Annotated in this window: 1 protein-coding gene; it reads left to right on the top strand. The window is 63.2% G+C overall.

Annotation, left to right across the window (positions count from 1 at the left end; translation table 11 throughout):
* Nucleotides 1-19: 19 nt before the first annotated feature.
* Nucleotides 20-939: immunoglobulin-like domain-containing protein (locus ACTJK9_RS29555; RefSeq protein WP_440817856.1), on the top strand; the 920-nt coding region annotated here is incomplete at its 3' end.

The raw sequence follows: 939 nt of genomic DNA, 5'->3' as shown, positions 1-939 counted from the left end.
GCCTGTGACCGGTTCGCCTGTGACCGTGACTCTGGCCAATGGTCAGTCGATCACCATCGAGGTCGGCAAGACCACCGGCACCATCACCACCACCGCGCCGAACGACGCGTTGAACGGTCACACACCGCTGACCAACGCGATCACTGGCGTGAGCGGCGGTAACTACGAAAATCTCGTAGCCGACAAAACGCCGGTCAGCACTACCGTAACTGACACCGTCGACACCACCGACCTGACGCTGACTGCGACCGGCACCGTGGCCGAAGGTGGCTCGATCACCTACACCGCCACCCTGACCAACCCGGCCGGCACTCCGGTGACCGTGACGTTGAGCAACGGCTCCGTCATCACCATCGAAGCGGGCAAAACCACCGGCACCGTGACCGTCGACGCGCCGAAAGATGACGTCTACAAGGACGCCGACAAAGTCGAGGCAACCATTTCGACCGCTACTGGCGGTGGTTTCGAGAACCTGGTGCCAAGCACCGTTCCGGCCGTAACCAACGTCACCGACACCATCGATACCACCACGGTGAAACTCACCGCGACCGAGTCGGCGGCGGAAGGCGGCACCGTTACTTACACCGCGACTGTCGGTGCGCCTGTCACCGGTTCGCCTGTGACCGTGACCCTGGCCAATGGTCAGTCGATCACCATCGAAGTCGGTAAAACCACGGGTACCGTGACCACCACCGCGCCGAACGATGCGCTCAACGGCCATGCGCCGCTGACCAACGCGATCACTGGCGTGACTGGCGGTAACTACGAAAACCTCGTGGCTGACAAAACCCCGGTCAGCACCACCGTGACTGACACCGTCGACACCACCAACCTGACCCTGAGCGCCACTGGCTCGGTGGCCGAGGGTGGCTCGATCGTCTACACCGCGACCCTGACCAACCCGGCGGGTACGCCGGTGACCGTAACCCTGTCGAACGG

Origin of the sequence: Pseudomonas sp. 22082 (genome assembly GCF_052046055.1) — a bacterium.
Taxonomy (GTDB): domain Bacteria; phylum Pseudomonadota; class Gammaproteobacteria; order Pseudomonadales; family Pseudomonadaceae; genus Aquipseudomonas; species Aquipseudomonas pharyngis.
The sequence above is the reverse complement of the archived record's forward strand: the minus strand, read 5'-3'. Positions and strand labels throughout refer to the sequence as shown.